General features: G+C 74.3%; 15 protein-coding genes. 10 read left to right on the top strand and 5 right to left on the bottom strand.

What is annotated here, in order from left to right; genetic code table 11:
* Positions 1-62 precede the first annotated feature (62 nt).
* A complete protein-coding gene (locus tag EDC50_RS05405) occupies positions 63-1,946 on the bottom strand; it encodes an ATP-binding cassette domain-containing protein (protein WP_123769402.1) in 1,884 nt (627 codons plus the stop codon).
* Positions 1,947-2,151: 205 nt separating this feature from the next.
* Here EDC50_RS05405 and EDC50_RS05410 point away from each other — a divergent pair, with 205 nt between their 5' ends.
* Positions 2,152-3,072 carry an oxygenase MpaB family protein gene (locus tag EDC50_RS05410; protein WP_123769403.1) on the top strand — a complete coding sequence of 307 codons (921 nt, stop codon included), beginning with the start codon at positions 2,152-2,154 and terminating at the stop codon, positions 3,070-3,072.
* An 18-nt stretch (positions 3,073-3,090) separates the two neighbouring features.
* Here the strand turns inward: EDC50_RS05410 and EDC50_RS05415 are convergent, their stop codons facing one another.
* Positions 3,091-4,650, bottom strand: coding sequence for a protein adenylyltransferase SelO (locus tag EDC50_RS05415; protein ID WP_123769651.1), 1,560 nt, complete (start codon positions 4,648-4,650; stop codon positions 3,091-3,093).
* A 140-nt stretch (positions 4,651-4,790) separates the two neighbouring features.
* Here EDC50_RS05415 and EDC50_RS16330 point away from each other — a divergent pair, with 140 nt between their 5' ends.
* A complete protein-coding gene (locus EDC50_RS16330; RefSeq protein ID WP_170167591.1) occupies positions 4,791-4,934 on the top strand; it encodes a hypothetical protein in 144 nt (47 codons plus the stop codon).
* 10 nt (positions 4,935-4,944) lie between these two features.
* Complete coding sequence (locus EDC50_RS05420) at positions 4,945-5,409, top strand: YaiI/YqxD family protein (RefSeq protein ID WP_123769404.1); 465 nt, start codon at positions 4,945-4,947, stop codon at positions 5,407-5,409.
* 3 nt (positions 5,410-5,412) lie between these two features.
* Here EDC50_RS05420 and EDC50_RS05425 read toward each other — a convergent pair whose 3' ends face one another.
* The gene (locus tag EDC50_RS05425; protein WP_242003106.1) at positions 5,413-6,555 is read right to left on the bottom strand and encodes an MFS transporter; all 1,143 of its coding nucleotides are present in this window, start codon (positions 6,553-6,555) and stop codon (positions 5,413-5,415) included.
* A gap of 276 nt (positions 6,556-6,831) precedes the next feature.
* On the opposite strand from EDC50_RS05425, the gene EDC50_RS05430 reads away from it, so the two are divergent.
* Positions 6,832-8,850 carry a DEAD/DEAH box helicase gene (locus EDC50_RS05430; RefSeq protein ID WP_123769405.1) on the top strand — a complete coding sequence of 673 codons (2,019 nt, stop codon included), beginning with the start codon at positions 6,832-6,834 and terminating at the stop codon, positions 8,848-8,850.
* Between the two features lie 27 nt (positions 8,851-8,877).
* Positions 8,878-9,741: an EamA family transporter gene (locus EDC50_RS05435; protein ID WP_123769406.1), complete on the top strand. Its 864-nt coding sequence runs from the start codon at positions 8,878-8,880 to the stop codon at positions 9,739-9,741.
* A gap of 61 nt (positions 9,742-9,802) precedes the next feature.
* Here the strand turns inward: EDC50_RS05435 and EDC50_RS05440 are convergent, their stop codons facing one another.
* Positions 9,803-10,225, bottom strand: coding sequence for a hypothetical protein (locus tag EDC50_RS05440; RefSeq protein ID WP_123769407.1), 423 nt, complete (start codon positions 10,223-10,225; stop codon positions 9,803-9,805).
* A 119-nt stretch (positions 10,226-10,344) separates the two neighbouring features.
* Between EDC50_RS05440 and EDC50_RS05445 the strand changes: the two genes are divergently transcribed.
* The 3 genes from EDC50_RS05445 (at position 10,345) to EDC50_RS05455 (ending at position 12,395) form a co-directional block, all read left to right on the top strand.
* On the top strand, positions 10,345-11,133 hold the full coding sequence (locus EDC50_RS05445) for a helix-turn-helix domain-containing protein (RefSeq protein ID WP_199742145.1): 789 nt from the start codon (positions 10,345-10,347) through the stop codon (positions 11,131-11,133).
* Between the two features lie 79 nt (positions 11,134-11,212).
* Entirely contained in the window at positions 11,213-11,626 is a 414-nt protein-coding gene (locus tag EDC50_RS05450; protein ID WP_123769408.1) for an ArsR/SmtB family transcription factor, read from the top strand.
* A gap of 229 nt (positions 11,627-11,855) precedes the next feature.
* Positions 11,856-12,395 carry an SRPBCC family protein gene (locus EDC50_RS05455; protein ID WP_123769409.1) on the top strand — a complete coding sequence of 180 codons (540 nt, stop codon included), beginning with the start codon at positions 11,856-11,858 and terminating at the stop codon, positions 12,393-12,395.
* A gap of 203 nt (positions 12,396-12,598) precedes the next feature.
* On the opposite strand, the gene EDC50_RS05460 is transcribed toward EDC50_RS05455, so the two are convergent.
* Positions 12,599-13,591 carry an LLM class flavin-dependent oxidoreductase gene (locus EDC50_RS05460; RefSeq protein WP_123769410.1) on the bottom strand — a complete coding sequence of 331 codons (993 nt, stop codon included), beginning with the start codon at positions 13,589-13,591 and terminating at the stop codon, positions 12,599-12,601.
* 218 nt (positions 13,592-13,809) lie between these two features.
* On the opposite strand from EDC50_RS05460, the gene EDC50_RS05465 reads away from it, so the two are divergent.
* Complete coding sequence (locus tag EDC50_RS05465; protein ID WP_123769411.1) at positions 13,810-14,244, top strand: YybH family protein; 435 nt, start codon at positions 13,810-13,812, stop codon at positions 14,242-14,244.
* A gap of 96 nt (positions 14,245-14,340) precedes the next feature.
* On the top strand, positions 14,341-15,156 hold the full coding sequence (locus tag EDC50_RS05470) for an SDR family oxidoreductase (RefSeq protein WP_425477880.1): 816 nt from the start codon (positions 14,341-14,343) through the stop codon (positions 15,154-15,156).
* Positions 15,157-15,213 lie beyond the last annotated feature (57 nt).

Here is a 15,213-nt window from a genome sequence, read left to right on the forward strand (position 1 = left end):
GGCGCCAGCATGCGCGAAACGCGTCGCACCGGCTGCGCCGCGGCGGCGGCGAGGCTGAACCGTTAACCCTCCAGTTCGGCCCAGCGCGCGTAGGCCGCATCCAGCTCGGCCTGGACCCGGCCCAGCTCGGCGTTGCCGGCGGCGATCTCGGCGGCGCCGCGCTGGTAGAACGCGGGATCGTTGATCCGCGCGGCGAGCTCCGCCAGCCGCGCCTCCAGCGCTTCGATCCGCGCCGGCAGCTGCTCCAGCTCGCGCGCGTCCTTGTAGCTGAGCTTGCGCCGGGGCGTGGCCGCGGCTTCCGGCGCGGCCTTCGGCTTCGCTGCGGCCTTCGCGGCCGGTCTGGCCGGCTCGGCCACGGCCGCCGGCGCCGGCCGCTGCCGCAGCCAATCGCTGTAGCCGCCGACGTATTCGCCGATCCGGCCTTCGCCTTCCATCGCCAGCGTCGAGGTCACCACGTTGTCGAGGAAGTCGCGGTCGTGGCTGACCAGCAGCAGCGTGCCGGGGTATTCGGCGAGCAGTTCCTCGAGCAGCTCCAGCGTCTCCACGTCGAGGTCGTTGGTCGGCTCGTCCATCACCAGCAGGTTGGACGGTTGCGCGAACAGCTTGGCCAGCAGCAGGCGGTTGCGCTCGCCGCCGGACAGCCGCGAGATCGGCGCGCGCGCCCGCTCCGGGGTGAACAGGAAGTCCTGCAGGTAGCCGATCGCATGCTTGGACTTGCCGCCGACCTCGACGTATTCGCGGCCTTCGGCGACGTTCTCCAGCGCGTTCCAGTCCTCGCGCAACGTGGCGCGGTGCTGGTCGAAATAGGCCACCTGCAGGTTGCTGCCGAGCCGCACTTCGCCGCTGTCCGGCCGCAGTTCGCCCAGCAGCAGCCGCAGCAGCGTGGTCTTGCCGCTGCCGTTGGGGCCGATCAGCCCGATGCGGTCGCCGCGGAAGACCGTGGTGGAGAAATCCCGCACCAGGGCGCGGTCGCCGTAGGCGAACGAGACCTCGCGCGCCTCGATCACCTTGCGCCCGGAGCTCTCCGCCTCGGCCAGGTCCATCCGCACCCTGCCCTGGGTTTCGCGCCGCTGCGCCCGCTCCGCGCGCATCGCCTCGAGCCGGCGTACCCGGCCCTCGTCGCGGGTGCGGCGGGCCTTGATGCCCTGGCGGATCCACACCTCCTCCTGCGCCAGCAGCTTGTCGAAGCGCGCGTTCTCCTGCGCCTCGGCGTGCAGGCGCTCCTCGCGCCGGCGCAGGTAATTGGCCCAGTCTCCCGGCCAGCCGGTGACGCGGCCGCGGTCGATCTCGACGATGCGCGTGGCCAACGCGCGCAGGAAGCGGCGGTCGTGGGTGACGAACACCAGGGCGCCCGGCCAGGCCTTGAGGAACCCTTCCAGCCAGTCGATCGCCTCGATGTCGAGGTGGTTGGTCGGCTCGTCCAGCAGCAGCACGTCCGGCGCGGACACCAGCGCGCGCGCCAGCAGCACGCGCCGCTTCATGCCGCCCGAGAGCCGCGCGAACGCCGCGGCGCCGTCCAGGTCCAGCCGCGACAGGGTCTCGGTGACGCGCTGGTCCAGCGCCCAGCCCTGCGCGGCCTCGATCCGCGACTGCACCTGCGCCAGCGCCCCGGTGTCCACCGTCGCGGCCTGGGCCAGGTGGTGGTACTGCGCCAGCCAGGCGCCGAGCTCGCCGAGGCCGCCGGCGACCACGTCCCAGACGTCGCCGTCGGCACCGGCCGGCACCTCCTGCTCCAAGCGCGCCACGCGCACGCCGCCCTCGCGCCGCACTTCGCCGTCGTCGGGCTGCAGCTCGCCGGCGATCAGCTTCAGCAGGGTCGACTTGCCGGCGCCGTTGCGGCCGATCAGCGCGATGCGCTCGCCGGGCTCGATGGCGAGGCCGACGTCGTCCAGCAGCAAGGGGCCGCCGACGCCGTAGTCGACGTTGTTCAGGGTGATCAGGGGCATCGCGGCATTGTACGGCCAACCCCTCCCCGCCCGCCGGCGGCCGGCGTTCTTCGCCACGGGTTTGCGCGGATGCGCGCGGCGGAAGCGATCGGAGGGAGAACGCGGCGGAGCGATGCATCGCGGCCCGTCGGCGTCTTCGTCCGCGTCGGTCCGCGCAGCGCCGTCGCCGAAAATCGGCCCGCCCGCATGGGATGATGAAAACGCCATGAAGCCGACCCTGCGCGCGCTCGCCGCTCCCGCTTCGGCCCAGATCCGCCGCTGGGTGCTAAGCGCCTTCCCGCGCGGCCACAGCGGCATCGACTACGACCGTCCCGCCGGCGATCCGGGCCTGTTCGGCCCCGACAGCGTCACCTGGCGCATCCACGCCGACTTCCCCGGCATGCTGTCCGGCGGGTTGTGCGCGCTGATGTTGCAGACCCTGCATCCGCTGGCGCTGGCGGGCGTCTGGGACCATTCGAACTTCCGTGCGGACCTGGTCGGGCGGCTGCGCCGCACCACCAACTTCGTCGCCGGCACCACCTACGCATCGCGCGCCGAGGCGGAGAAGCTGATCGCCCGGGTCGCCGCGATCCACGCGCAGGTCCGGGGTGCGGCGCCCGACGGGCGCCCGTACCGCGCCGACGATCCGCGCCTGCTGACCTGGGTGCACGTCACCGAGAGCTACGGCTTCCTCGAAGGCTTCCGCCGCTACGCGCCGCTGCCGCTGCCGGCCGGCGCGGCCGACGCCTACTACGCCGAGGTGCGCCGCGTCGCCGAGGCGCTGGGCGCGCGCGAGGTACCGGCCTCCGAGGCGGAAGTGCGCGACTACTTCGCGCAGGTCCGCGGCGAACTGCGCTACGACCGACGCTCGCGCGAAGTGCTCGACGTGCTGGCGCGGATCCGTCTGCCGGTGCCGGCCGCCGGCCTGTCGCGCGACCTGTTCCTCGGCGCAGGCGCGGCGCTGCTGCCGGACTGGGCCGGGCCGTTGCTGCGGCGCGGGCCGGGCCGGCGCTTGCAGGCGGCCGTCGCCGCGCGCACCCTGCGCGCGATCGCGCCGCTGTTCCGGATCGCCCTCGACGACGGCGTCGCCCCGCGCGCGTGCCGGCGCGTGGCGCGCGACCCCTCGCTGCTGGAACGCTGGCCATAGGCGCTCGGGCCTCGGTCCTCAGGAACTGCACGACAGCATCGAGCAGCCCGGCTTGTCGCGGGCCCAATCGGGCCGGCGTCGCGCGAAGGCCTCGCGGCCGGGCTGGTCGTCGTACGGCCGGCGCAGCACCTCCTGCAGTTCGTGCACGCCGCCGAGGTCGCCCTGCTCGGCGCGGTCGATCGCCTGCTGCGCGAGGTAGTTGCGCAATACGTAGCGCGGATTGACGGCGTTCATGCGCGCCCGGCGCGCATCCGCGGGCAGGTCCTGCGCCTGCAGCCGCCGCGCGTAGCGCGCCAGCCAGTCGCGCAACGCCGGGTCCGCGGCCTCGCGCTTGGCGGGGTCGTAGAACGCCTCCTCCACCGGCGCCGGCGACGGCGCCGCCGGGTCGATCCCGGCCAAGCCGCGGAAGAACAGGGTCATGTCGACCTCCGCCTCGTGCATCAGCCCCTGCAGGTCGCGCATCAGCGCGATGTCGTCCTCGCGGCATCCGTCCAGGCCGAGCTTGCCGGCGATGTCGCGGCGCGCGGCGTCGTTGAAGGCCTCGGCGTAGCGCCGCAGCCCGTCCTGCAGCGGCGCGTGGTCGGCGAACAGCGGCGCCAGCGCCCCCGCCAGGCAGCCGAGATTCCAATAGGCCACGTGCGGCTGCTGGCCGAAGCGGTAGCGGCGCTGGTAGCGGTCGGTGGTGTTCGGCGTCCAGTCCGGGTCGAAGTCGTCGATCCAGCCGTACGGCCCGTAGTCGATGGTCAGGCCGAGGATCGACATGTTGTCGGTGTTCATCACCCCGTGCACGAAACCCACGCGCATCCAGTGCGCCATCAGCGCCGCGGTGCGCTCGCACACCTGCGCGAACCAGTCTGCGTACAGCGCTTCGCCTCCGCCGCGCAGCCCGGAGAAATCGCGGCGGATGCAGAAGTCGGCGAGCTGCCGCAGCAGCCCGGTCTCGCCGCGCGAGGCCGGCAGTTCGAAATTGCCGAAGCGGATGAACGACGGCGCGACCCGGCACACGATCGCGCCCGGCTCCGGGCGCGGATGGCCGTCGTAGAACATGTCCCGCACCACGTCCTCGCCGGTGCCGACCAGGCACAGCGCGCGCGTGGTCGGCACGCCGAGATGGTGCATGGCCTCGCTGCAGAGGAACTCGCGGATCGACGAGCGCAGCACCGCGCGGCCGTCGGCATGGCGCGAGTACGGGGTCGGGCCGGCGCCCTTGAGCTGCAGCTCCCAGCGCTCGCCCGCCGCGTTCACCGCTTCGCCCAGCGCGATGGCGCGGCCGTCGCCCAGTTGCCCGGCCCATTGCCCGAACTGGTGCCCGCCGTAATTGGCCGCGTAGGGCTGCATGCCCGGCAGCAGCGCGTTGCCGGCGAACACCTGCGCGAACCGCGGCGAGGCCAGGTCGGCCTCGGTGAGGCCGAGCGCGCGCGCCATCTCGGGCGAATGCGCCAGCAGCCGCGGCGCCGCCACCGGCGTCGGCTCGACCCGGGAATACAGCGCGCCGTGGACCTGGCGCACGCCGGGGCCGCTCTCGGGATCGCCGGGAAGCTCGCGGACGAACGCGTTGTCGAAGCGGAAATCGAGCATGGGCGCGGCGGAGGCCTGGGGTCCTTCCGACATGGAGGCGACGCGCCGGCATGCAAGCGGCGCATCGGGCGCAACGGAATCCTCACCGGCCCGCGCCCGCGATGGCCTAGACTGGCCCGCCCTGCCGAGAGCGCGCGCCCATGGCCAAGCCCAACTATCCCTTCGAGAAGCGCCAGCGCGAACTCGCCAAGAAAAAGAAGCAGGACGAGAAGCTGGCCCGTCGCCAGGCCGCGCGCGGCGAGGCGCCCGCCCGTCCGCCGGCCTCCGACGCGAACGGCAAGTGAGCGCGGCGGCATGACCGCCGCATCCGCGCCGCGCATCTGGGTCGACGCGGACGCCTGCCCGGCGCCGATCCGCGAGATCCTGTTCCGCGCCGCCGAACGCACCGGCGTGCAGGTGCTGCTGGTCGCGAACCAGTGGCTGCGCACGCCGGCCTCGCGCCACGTGCGCGCGATCCAGGTCGCGGGCGGGCCCGATGCGGCCGACGACGAGATCGTGCTGCACCTGCGCGCCGGCGACCTGGTGGTCACCCAGGACATCCCGCTCGCGGCGCGGGCGCTGGACAAGGGCGCAGCCGCGCTGGACCCGCGCGGCGCACCGTTCTCCCGCGACGACATCGGCCAGCGCCTGTCGATGCGCAGCTTCATGGAGGAACTGCGCGGCGCCGGCGTGCAGACCGGCGGGCCGGCGGCCTTCCACGCGCGCGACCGGCAAGCGTTCGCGGCGCAACTCGACCGCTGGCTCGCGCGCCGGGTCTGAGCCTCAGGCGCGCACGGTGCGCGCGTTCGCCGCCACCGCCGCCAGGCCTGCCGCGAGCAGCGCGAACGCCCACAGCAGGCCGATCCGATGCGCGACGAAACCGATCAGCGCCGGGCCGACCAGCAGGCCGGCATAGCCGAGCGTGCTGATCGCCGACACCGCGGCGCTGGCCGGCATCGCGCGTTGGCGGCCCGCGGCGGTGAACAGGATCGGCACCAGGTTCGAGGCGCCCAGCCCGACCAGGGCGAAGCCGAACAGCGCGACGGGCGCGGCGTCCACGCCGGCGGCCAGGGCGAAGCCGATCGCGGCGCACAGCGCGCCGCCGAGGAACACGCGGGACGGGCCGAGCCGCTGCACCACGCGGTCGCCGGTCATCCGGCCCAGACTCATCGCGGCCGCGAACGCCGCGTAGCCGACCCCGGCCAGCGCGGCCGGTACGCCGCGCTCGTCGCGCAGCAACAGCGCGCTCCAGTCCAGCATCGCGCCTTCGGCCAGGAACACGACGAAGCACAAGGCGCCGATCACCGCCACCGCGCCGCGCGGCAGCGCCGGCAGCAGCCCGCCGTGGCTCTCGCGGTCGCCCTCGCGCAGCAGGCCGGAAGCGGCGTACAGCAGCAGCGCGGCCAGCGCCACGGCGACCGCGAGCGTCGCCGCCAGCGGCGTCGTCCCCAGCCACAGCAGCGCCGACACCGCGCCCGCGCCGACGATGCCGCCGATGCTGAAATAGCCGTGGAAGCCCGACATCAGCGCGCGGCCGCGGTCCTTCTCCACCGCCACCGCCTGCAGGTTGATCGCCACGTCGAAGGTGCCGATCGCCGCGCCCAGGCCGAACAGCGCCAACGCCAGGCCCGGCAGGCTCGACAGCCAGGCCAGCCACGGCAGGACCAGGCACAGCGCCGCGCCGGAGGCGAGGATCACGCGGCGGCAACCCGCACGCGCGGCGATGCCGCCGGTCACCGGCATCGCCAGCAGCGATCCGAAGCCCAGCGACAGCAGCAGCAGGCCCAGCGTGGCCTCGTCGATGCCGGCGCGCGCCTTGGCGTACGGCACCAGCGGCGCCCACGCGCCCATGGCCAGGCCGGCGACCAGGAACACCGCGCGGGTGGCGCGGCGATGGCGCGAGCCGAGCCTGGGCGCCGCGGCCAGCGGCTCGGATTCGGCGATGGCATGGGCCAGGTCGAGTTCGGGATCGTTCACGGCGGAAGGCACGGCGGAAAAACGGCGGCGGGGTCGCGCGGCGCCGCGCGAGACGCGAGACGCGATTGTGCGCGAACCCGCATCGCGCCGCCGCATGCGCGCGCCGAACCGCCGCAACGCGCACAACGGCGCGCGGGCGAACGCGATCCACGGCGCCATCACCGCCAACGGTTACACTGTGCGGTCCCGACCGGCGCAGGCCGGCGCTGCCGAAACCCCAGTCCCATGAGCGCCGAAACGCCCTCTGCCGACGCGACCTCGCCCAAGTTCGCCGACCTGGCCCTGCCCGAAGCGCTGCTGCGGGCGCTGGCCGAAGTCGGCTACGAATCGCCGTCGCCGATCCAGGCCGCGACCATCCCGCCGCTGCTGCAAGGCCGCGACGTGCTCGGCCAGGCCCAGACCGGCACCGGCAAGACCGCCGCGTTCGCGCTGCCGGTCCTGGCGCGCATCGACCCGCAGCAGGCCGAGCCGCAGGCGCTGGTGCTGGCGCCGACGCGCGAGCTGGCGATCCAGGTCGCCGAAGCGTTCCAGAAGTACGCCCATCACCTCCCCGGCTTCCACGTGCTGCCGATCTACGGCGGCCAGAGCTACTACCCGCAGCTGCAGGCGCTCAAGCGCGGCGTGCAGGTGGTGGTCGGCACGCCGGGGCGGGTGATCGACCATCTCGAGCGCGGCTCGCTGGACCTGTCGCGGCTGCGCTGCCTGGTGCTGGACGAGGCCGACGAGATGCTGCGCATGGGCTTCATCGACGACGTCGAGACGGTGTTGAAGAAGACCCCGGAGACGCGCCAGGTGGCGCTGTTCTCGGCGACGATGCCGGCGCCGATCAAGCGCATCGCCCAGACCTACCTGAAGGAGCCGGTCGAGGTCGCGATCAAGGCCAAGACCACCACCGCCGCCAACATCCGCCAGCGCTACTGGGCGGTCAGCGGCGTGCACAAGCTCGATGCGCTGACCCGGATCCTGGAGGCGGAGCCGTTCGAGGCGATGATCGTGTTCGCCCGCACCAAGCAGGCGACCGAGGAACTGGCCGAGAAGCTGGCCGCGCGCGGCATCGCCGCCGCCGCGATCAACGGCGACGTGGTCCAGGCGCAGCGCGAGAAGACCATCCAGCAGCTCAAGGACGGCAAGATCGACGTGCTGGTCGCCACCGACGTGGCCGCGCGCGGCCTGGACGTGGAGCGCATCAGCCACGTGCTGAACTACGACATCCCCTACGACACCGAGAGCTACGTGCACCGGATCGGCCGCACCGGCCGCGCCGGGCGCAAGGGCGAGGCGATCCTGTTCGTGACGCCGCGCGAGCGCGGCATGCTGCGCGCGATCGAGCGCGCCACGCGCCAGCCGATCGAACCGATGGCGCTGCCCAGCATCGAGAGCGTGAACGAGCAGCGCGTGAACCGCTTCCTCGCGCGGATCGACAGCGCGCTGGAGAGCGAGGACCTGGGCCAGTTCCGCGGCCTGATCGAACGCTACGAGCGCGAGCGCGACGTGCCCGCCGCGGAGATCGCCGCCGCCCTGGCCAAGCTGGTCCAAGGCGACATGCCGCTGCTGCTGGACGCGACCGCGGAGAAGCTGCGGCCGCAGCGCGCGCCCGGCTTCGAACGCGCGCCGCCCGACGGCGGCCGCGGCGAGCGCCGCGATTTCCCGCGCGAACCGCGCCGCGGCGAGCAGCGCCACGAACGCCCGGGCGACCGGCGCTCCCGCGACGCCGGCGGCCCGATGCCGCCGGCTTCCGACGACACCGCGGCGCGGCCGCCCCACCCGCGCAGGGACGGCGGGCACGGGCAGGCGCTGAACGCTGCCGAGGCGATGTTCGACGACGAGGCGCCCGCGGCGCGCGAGCGCGAGGCGCGCACGCGCGAACCGCGCCCGCCGCGCGAGTCGCGCGCGCCCGAGGTCGGGATGGAGACCTTCCGCATCGAGGTCGGCCACGTGCACGGCGTCAAGCCCGGCAACATCGTCGGCGCGATCGCCAACGAGGCCGAACTGGAGAGCCGCTACATCGGCCGCATCGACATCCGCGACGACCACAGCCTGATCGACCTGCCCGAAGGCATGCCGCGCGAGGTCATGGAGCACCTCAAGCGCGTGCGCGTGGCGGGCCAGCCGCTGCGGATCAGCCGCGCCGGCGAGCACGGCCAGCGCCCGCACGGCCGGCACGCCGGGCGCGGCGGCGACGAACGCCGTCCCGGCACGCGCCGCCCGCCGGGCGGCGCGCGCAAGCCGTCCCGTCCGCGCTGAGGCGCCGGCCGTTCCACGCCTCGCCCGATGCACCTGATCCTGTTCAGCGCGATCTGCAGCGTCGCGGTGGCGGCGTTGCTGAAGCTGGCGCCGCGCTGGCGGCTCGACCTGCCGCAGCTGGTGACCTGGAACTATCTCGCCGCGGGCGCACTGTGCGCCCTGCTGCTGCGGCCTTCCCTCGACGGCCTGCGCAGCCCGCGGGCGCCCTGGCCGGAGCTGCTGGCGCTGGCGCTGGTGCTGCCGGCGCTGTTCCTGGTGCTCGGTACCTGCGTGCGCCGCGCCGGCATCGTCCGCACCGACGTCGCCCAGCGGTTGTCGCTGCTGCTGTCGCTGCTGGCCGCGTTCGCGCTGTTCGGCGAGCGCGCCGACGGCCAGCGCCTGGCCGGACTCGCCCTCGGCCTGGCGGCCGTGGCCGGCATCGCCGTGCGCCCGCGCGGCGACGAGGCGCAGGCGCGCGGCGGCTGGCCGCTGCTGCTGGCCGTCTGGGCCGGCTTCGCCCTGGTCGACGTGCTGTTCAAGCGGCTGGCGCAGGCCGGCACCTCGTCGGTGGCCGCGCTGCAGGTCGCCTTCGCCCTCGCCTTCGCCGGCATGCTCGCCTGGCAACTGCTGCGGCGGCTGCGCGGGAGCGCCCGCCTGGAGGCGCGCAACTTCGCCGCCGGGCTGCTGCTGGGCGCGCTCAACTTCGGCAACATCGTCTTCTACGTGCGCGCGCACCAGGCGCTGCCGGGGCATCCGTCGGTGGTGTTCGCGGCGATGAACATCGGCGTGGTGGCGCTCGGCACGCTGGTCGGCGTGTTCGCGTTCGGCGAGCGGACCGGCCCGTGGAACCGGGTCGCGATCGTGCTGGCGATCGTCGCCATCGCCCTGATCGCCGGCGCCCCGCGCGCCTGAGCGGGCCGCCCGGGGCGGAAAGCGCCGGCCCGGGTCCGGCCGGCGCTCCCGCGGCGTCCGCTCAGCGCAGCCGCCGCAGCGCGAAGTACTGCAGTTCGGCGAACGCCAGCACCGCGGCCGCCTGCGCGATCACGAAGGCGATGCCGAGCGCGTTCGGCGCCAGCCAGCCGCCCGCCAGCGCGGCCACGCTCGCGACCACCCAGGCCAGATTGAGCGCGACCACGCAGCGCGCGCCCCAGCGCGGCAGCTCGCGCGCGGCCAGCAGCGCGACCAGCCCGGCCGTGTAGACCAGCAGGACGAGGCCGCAACCGCGCAGCACCGCCTCGGGCAGCGCCAGCCGGGCGGCCAGCGGCGCGGCGGCCAGCGCCAGCAGCAGGGCCATCGCTCCGGTGGCCAGGGCATCGAGCAGAATGGTCCGCCGCAACGGCACGGCTTCGTACCAGCGCGGCCGCGGCGGGGTTCGGGTGGCGTCCAAGGCGTTCATGGCGTTCTCCTCCTGGGTCGGTGTCGTTTCGTGCGGCGCCATCTCAACGCCGCGCCGGCCCGGGGTCCATGACCCGGCAGGTAATGCGCCGGCCTGCGCGGACCGGCTATCGTGCGCACATGAACCTGCCCCGCCCCGTCGGCGAGCAGCTGCGCGATTGGCGCCGGCGCCGCCGCCTCACCCAGTTCGACCTGGCCGACCTGGCCGGCATGTCCACCCGCCACCTCAGCTTCATCGAGACCGGCCGCTCGGTGCCGAGCCGGGCGCTGTTGCTGCGCCTGGCCGAGCGCCTCGAGGTGCCGCTGCGCGAGCGCAACGCGCTGCTGACCGCCGCCGGCTGGGCGCCGATGTACCGCGAGCGCCCGCTCGACGACCCCGCGATGCGGCAGGCGCGCGCGGCGATCGAGGCGGTGCTGGCCGGGCACGAGCCCTACCCGGCGCTGGCGGTCGACCGCCATTGGCACCTGCTGTCGGCGAACCGCGCGGTGATGCCGCTGCTCGCGGGCGTCACCGAGCGCCTGCTGCAGCCGCCGGTCAACGTGCTGCGGCTGAGCCTGCATCCCGAGGGCGCGGCGCCGCGCATCGCCAACCTCGGCGAGTGGCGCGCGCATCTGCTGCACCGCCTGCGGCAACAGGCCGACGCCACCGGCGACGCCGCGCTGGCCGAACTGCACGCGGAGCTGGCCGCCTATCCGCACGACGGCGACGACGGCCACGCGCCGGAACCGGGGCCGACCGTGGCGGTGCCGCTGCGCCTGCGCACGCCAGCGGGCGAGCTGTCGTTCATCAGCACCACCACGGTGTTCGGCACGCCGATGGACATCACCCTGGCCGAACTGGCGATCGAGTCCTTCTTTCCCGCCGACGCCGCCACCGCGGCGGCGTTGCGCGCGCTGCTGGGCGACTGAGCGGCCCGGCCGCGGCGCCTTCGGGCGACATTTCACCAAAAGGTTGACAATTGCCACGGGCGGGCGGATCATCAACCTCATGGTTGAACATGACGATCGCCTCGACACCGTGTTCGGCGCCCTCGCCGACCCGACCCGGCGCGCGATGCTCCACCGCCTGGCGCAGCGCGAGCTCAGCGTCGGCGAGCTGGCCGCGCCGTTCGACATCTCGCTGGCGGCCGCGTCCAAGCACATCAAGGTGCTGGAACGCGCGGGGCTGGTGAAGCGCGAGATCCGCGGCCGCATCCACCTCTGCCGGCTCGACGCGCAGCCGATGCACGCCGGCCTCGAGTGGCTGCGCCACTACGAGCGCTTCTGGAACCGCCGCCTCGACGCCCTCGACGCCCTGCTCCGCGCCGAGGACCGCGGCGACGGCGGCAGCGCCGCGAAGCGGGCCGCGACGAGGAAGGGCGCGACGCGCAGCGCCAGGCCTGCGCCGCGGAGCCGCCGATGACGCCGGCCGGCCGCTACGGCGCGTCAGAGCCGCCGCCGCATGCGCGCGAGGCGAAGGGGCGCTTCGGCCGCGCTTCGGCCGCGCTGCGACCGCGCCGCCGCGCGTGCGCGGCGCCGGCCGCCGACGCACCGCCCACGCCCCCGCGCACGCCGGATCGCCAGGCGGCCGACCCACGCGGCCGGTCCGCGCACGCTCGCAGTGGCGAGCTCCCTTCCCCAGGAGACGAACGATGAACGATGCCTACGCCACCCTGACCGCGCCCGACACCCTGCGGATCGAACGACTGCTGCCCGGCCCGATCGAGCGGGTCTGGCGCTACCTGACCGAACCGCAACTTCGCCGCCAATGGCTGGCGGACGGGCCGATGGAGCTGCGCGTCGGCGGCGAGGTCGAGCTGCAGTTCCACAACGACGCGCTCACCGCGAACGACGAGCCGGCGCCGCCGAAATACGCGCCCTACGGCGGGCCGATCGCGATGCGCGGGCACGTCACCGCCTGCGAACCGCCGGCGCTGCTGGCCTACACCTGGGGCGAAGCGGACGGCGAAGCCTCCGAGGTGCGCTTCGAGCTGCGCGAGCGCGGCGACCAGGTCGCGCTGACGGTGGTCCACGCCCGCCTGCGCGGCCGCGACATGCGCATCGACGTCGCCAGCGGCTGGCATACGCATCTGGCTCTGCTGATCGACCGGCTGCACGGCCGCGAACCGCGCGGCTTCTGGCGCACGCTGCGGCAGGTCGAGCCGGAATACGCGTCGCGGCTGCAGGACTGAACTGCGGCGCGGGCGCCGGCCGCGTCTCCGCTGCACCGGCGCCCGGCGGCGTCCGATTGGCGGCGCGCTTCGGTCGAGCCGCGCCGCGCGCTGCACCAGCACGGCGTCGCCGCCGCGCAGCTCCGCCTCGGCGCCGACGAGATGGATCTCGCTGGTGCAGGCGCGCCGCAACCCGGCCCGCACGCTCGCCGACGCCCGGCGGGCTAGCCCGCCAGGCGCTCGCGCGCCTGCATCGCCAGCTCGAACGAGCGCAGCCGCAGGCCGTGGTCGTGGATGTTCGCGGTGAGCATCAGCTCGTCCGGGCGATGGCGTTCGACGAAGGCCGCGATGCCGGCGGCGACCGCGTCCGGGCCGCCGACCACCGAGCAGGCCAGCGCGCGCGCCACGCCATGCTTCTCTTCCGGCGTCCAGAACGCCTCGATATCGTCGATCGGCGGCGGCATCAGCCCGGGCCGGCCGCGGCGCAGGTTGACGAAGGCCTGCTGCTGGGTGGTGAACAGGCGCCGCGCCTGCGCGTCGTCCTCGGCCGCGACCACGTTCAGCGCCAGCATCGCGTGCGGCTGCGCCAGCCGCGCCGACGGCCGGAACTCGCGCCGGTACAGCGCCAGCGCCTGGTCCATCGCGTCCGGGGCGAAGTGCGAGGCGAACGCGAACGGCAGCCCCAGCTCGGCGGCCAGCCGCGCCGAGAACAGGCTCGAACCGAGCAGCCACACCGGCACCTCGACGCCGGCGCCCGGCACCGCGCGCACCGCCTGGCCGGGCTGCGCCGGCTCGAAGTAGTGCAGCAGCTCGAGCACGTCCTGCGGGAAATGGTCGGCGCTTTCGTAATAGCGGCGCAGCGCCCGCGCGGTGGCGTGGTCGGTGCCCGGCGCGCGGCCGAGGCCGAGGTCGATGCGGCCCGGGTACAGCGTGGCCAGGGTGCCGAACTGCTCGGCCACCTGCAGCGGCGCATGGTTCGGCAGCATGATCCCGCCCGCGCCCACGCGGATGCGCGAGGTGCCGCCGGCGACGTGGCCGATCAGCACCGCGGTCGCGGCGCTGGCGATGCCGGGCATGTTGTGGTGCTCGGCCAGCCAGTAGCGCCGGTAGCCGAGGCGCTCGGCGTGCCGCGCCAGGTCGAGCATGCGGGCGAACGCCTGCGCCGCATCGCTGCCTTCGGCGATCGGGGCCAGGTCGAGGACGGAGAACGGAACCATGCGGCGGCCTCTGCGACGGATCGACACGCAATGGGGTCGTGCCGGGCGAACTCCAGCGCCGCACGTCGGGACACAGCGTTGCGCAGCGCAGGCCGCGCGGGCGCTTCTTCGTGGAGGCGGCGCCGGCGCCATGGCAAAGTTGCGCAGAATGATGGCCGTCGCCGGGCGACCATCGACGCCCCTCGATGCAACCGGTTCTTCCGCCCGCGAGATGCCCCATGACGCCATTGAAACAACCCGAAGACGCGCTGCAGGCGTTTCAGGACGCCTGGAACCGGCACGACATGCAATCCCTCGGCGCATTGTTCCACCCGGATGCGACATTCGTGAACCGGTTCGGGCATTACGTGCGCGGCGTCGAGGCGATCGTGCAGATGCACGCGCCCATCCACGCGACGATCTACAGCGACTCCACGCTGGAGAACGAACCGATCGATCGGGTGCCGATCGGCGACGATGCGGCGGTCCTGCATTTCTGGAGCCGCCTGGCCGTCGGCGCGGCCCACCCGGCGGGCCCGCACGTGGTCGACACGTTGATTCTTGCCGTGCTGACGCGCCGGGCCGGCGAATGGCGAATCCAGGCGCTCGAGAACGTGACCTTGGCCAACCCGCGCACCGGGAAAGCCGTCTTGAGGGACGAGCCGGGGCGTTGATGCGCCTGCGGCGTGGGCCGGTGGCCGCCCCGTTCGTCGGCACCCTTTCACCCCGGAACTGGCAAAGTCGCGCGGTCGTGTCCCGGAGAGTCGCCCGTGCCGTCCGTCCCGCCCGCCTTCGCCATGTCGTCCGCGCCGCTGCAGGATCGCGTCGTGCTGGTCACCGGCGGCGCCCAGGGCATCGGCCGCGGCATCGTCCACGGCGCGCTCGCCGCCGGGGCGCGGGTGCTGATCGGCGACCTCGACGAGGAAGCGGGCCGTGCCTGCCTGCGCGAGCTCGCCGCCGGCGAACGCCTGCGTTTCGTCGCGCTCGACGTGGGCCGCGAGGCCAGCGTGCGCCGCTTCGTGGGCACCGCGCTGGCGCGGTTCGGCCGGATCGACGGCCTGGTCAACAATGCCGGCATCGCCGATCCGCACACCGGACCGCTGCATGCGCTGGCCCTGCGCCAGTGGCGGCGGATGCTCGGCGCGCACCTGGACGGCGCGTTCCTGTGCTGCAAGCACGCGCTGCCGGCGCTGCGCGCGGCGGCCGCGGGCGGCGCCGCGGCGTCGATCGTCAACATCGCCTCGACCCGCGCGCGGCAGTCGGAACCCGACACCGAGGCCTATGCCGCGGCCAAGGGCGCGCTGGTCGCGTTCACCCACGCACTGGCGATCAGCGCGGGGCCGCAGGTGCGGGTCAACAGCATCAGCCCGGGCTGGATCGCGACCGACGCCTGGCGCAAGCCCGGCGCGCGGCGGCGGCCGAAGCTGCGCCCGATCGACCACGCGCAGCATCCGGCCGGGCGGGTCGGCGCGCCGGAGGACGTGGCCGCGCTCGCGGTATACCTGCTCTCGCCGCCATCCGGGTTCGTCACCGGACAGGACTTCGTGATCGACGGCGGCATGAGCCGGCGCATGCAATACGCCTGAGCGGGCGTCGTCCCTTTCCGTCGCGGAACGCACGGCGCGGCGCGGTTCGGCAATACT

It is taken from the genome of Vulcaniibacterium tengchongense (assembly GCF_003814555.1).
In the GTDB taxonomy this organism is placed as follows: Bacteria; Pseudomonadota; Gammaproteobacteria; order Xanthomonadales; family Xanthomonadaceae; genus Vulcaniibacterium; species Vulcaniibacterium tengchongense.